Below are 2,435 nucleotides of genomic sequence, written 5' to 3' on the forward strand. Positions count from 1 at the left end.
ATCTCGAAAACGTACCGCAAGTTCTTAAACATCGATGCGTGACGCGAAGCTAATCCTTTAGGGCTTATCTAAATAATACTATTTTTGCTTAGTAGTATTCTTGTTCTTGCATCTTTGACCTGCTCCCAGTTGATCTCGTCGAAAGGATATGCAGAAAAAGAATTACCAACTCGTCAAACTATTGGAGATATTTTGAATCGAATGGGTTATCGTTTAAAAAAACGCAAAAAGTAAAACCACTTCATAAAATACCTGAAACTGAGACAATTTTTGAGAACTTAGCTCAAGCTAATAAAAAGGCTGACAAAAATCAAAAAGTGGTCAGAATTTCCATTGATTCAAAAGCTAGAGTTAAGATTGGTAATTTATCCAGAGGGGGAAAATCGAGAACAAGAGAAGCCCTCAAAGCTAATGACCATGACCATAATTGGTCTGAAACGTTAGTGCCTTTTGGCATTTTTGATTTAAAGAGCGAACAATTATCAATTTACTGGGGAACATCTGCGGAAACATCGGATTTCATGGTAGATTGTTTATCAATGTGGTGGGAAAATAATCAAGGAAGTTATTCAGAATTAGAAGAATTAGTAATTAATCTCGATAATGGGATATCTCATCGCAGCAATCGAACTCAATTTATTAAGAGAATTTGTCAATTTTCTTCAGAAAATAAGTTAAGAATTCGTTTGATCTACTATCCTCCTTATCGAGCGCAAATATAATTCCATTGAAAGATGTTGGGCAGCCTTAGAAAACTATTGGAATGGGGCTATTTTGGATTCGATTCAATCAGCTCTTAATTGGACATCTAATATGACTTGGAACGGCAAACATCCCACAGTTCATTTAATAGAAAATATTTATCCCAAGGGAATTACAGTTTCATCATCTGAACTACAGTCTTTTCAACAAATTTGGAATCCTTCCTTTAGTTTACCGAAGTGGGATGTCAGTATTATTCCCCCTTAAATGGTATTTTATTTCAACGCAAGTCCCTTAAGCCCAAACAAAGCCACAACTACCTTTGTAAGCTGCAAATACGTGCCGATTTTGGTTCAGCCATTGGACAAAACGATACGGACATCTCACGATTCTGAGGAGACCTCAGAATTCGTGTCCTCAAGATATAGCTGTACGAAATGGCTGTCTTAGCTTCAGGAAATGTACGAATCGGTTTGTTTGCCCAACGTCTTCTTAATCCTCCAGTTAACTTGTGCCAAAGGACGGACATCTCGCGATTTTGAGGTTTCCTCAAAATGCGTGTCCTCATAAAAGTATAGGCACAAAATACTAGAATAAAATGCCTTTCTAAACTCTTTTTTTCTCGGACTTGATATTCACTTAAACCTAACCATCCCTTAGCTTCAAGGGTTGAAAACTTCTACCCAATTTCTTTCTGAATAAGTCTCAACTATCCACTGTTCAGTTACTATTTCCCCTTCAACATTTGTGATTAAGTAATCAACTCGCGCGTTCCTTAGCGGAGGCAACCTCCGCAGGGTCGCTCGTCAATATCTTCAGCATCTTCAAAGGCTGGTGCATTCATAACGATAGCTATTTTTCTAATTCCTTTTAGCTGAGATATTTCAGCAGATAGTATTGCTACCCACACAGTTCTGGGTTTTTCACCTGGTATTTGAATTTCCTGGAATTCCTCATCCGATATCCATTGGGCGTATTCATCTATTCTTATTGAGTCTGTTTTTCCTGATTTATTTTTAAATAAAATGTTGCGATTTTTAGCAATTCCTCCTATGTACTTTAGTTTCCTTTCTTCTAAGTCTTTCAAAAAAGATGTATTACTACCATAGGATGAATCTACTAACACTATTCCTGGTCTATATCCTCGTCTCAAACTTTTATCAATTAGTTCCAAGGCTAAAGTAGGTTTTTTCTTAAACTCTGGGTCAAATTTTCCTTCTGCTAGAGATGTGGCGTGTTGATATAATTCTATGTCTAAAGGTAAGCTTTTTTTGCCATCGTATAGCGGTGCGACCCTGGCGAGGTTTCCTCGCCCAAGGAACGCGCACCAAGACGATGAGTTGTTACCACGACATTGCCATTATCTGTTTTCCCTATTTCTCCGATATATTGACGACCCACTCCTGCGGTAAAATTGCGCACCGCCCGCGCTGAGGTCTCCTCAGCGTATAGGACGGAGCAAGCAGCCGCTTTTTCTATGTCCTGAATCATCCACAATTAGACTAAATCCCCGACTTATTCTGGTTTGGTTGCATTTGCTCATTACCTCTAAGCGACGGTCATTTATTTTATCGGCTTTCCCTTGTTGCTTCAGTTATAAAATGGTTTCACGAGTAATGAGTAGTGAAGTTTAGAGTAACTCGTCATTACCTCAGCCCAAAGGAGCGAGGATTCAATAATTGAATTATATTTTTATTTTTCGCGCATAAATGCAGGAGGCTTTTAACCAAACT

The 2,435-nt window shown here is 38.3% G+C and carries 2 protein-coding genes and 1 pseudogene; 2 read left to right on the forward strand and 1 reads right to left on the reverse strand.

Annotated elements, in window-relative coordinates; genetic code table 11:
* The first annotated feature begins 161 nt into the window (after nt 1-161).
* Together H1P_RS39150 and H1P_RS39155 are read left to right on the forward strand one after the other, a co-directional pair.
* A complete protein-coding gene (locus tag H1P_RS39150; protein WP_144875570.1) occupies nt 162-722 on the forward strand; it encodes an ISAzo13-like element transposase-related protein in 561 nt (186 codons plus the stop codon).
* Nucleotides 723-774: 52 nt separating this feature from the next.
* On the forward strand, nt 775-969 hold the full coding sequence (locus H1P_RS39155) for a hypothetical protein (protein ID WP_281291281.1): 195 nt from the start codon (nt 775-777) through the stop codon (nt 967-969).
* A gap of 27 nt (nt 970-996) precedes the next feature.
* Here H1P_RS39155 and H1P_RS32710 read toward each other — a convergent pair.
* Nucleotides 997-2,309, reverse strand: a pseudogene (locus tag H1P_RS32710) (transposase); the annotation flags it as partial.
* Nucleotides 2,310-2,435: the final 126 nt, after the last annotated feature.

The organism is Hyella patelloides LEGE 07179, from assembly GCF_900659865.1.
Classification (GTDB): domain Bacteria; phylum Cyanobacteriota; class Cyanobacteriia; order Cyanobacteriales; family Xenococcaceae; genus Hyella; species Hyella patelloides.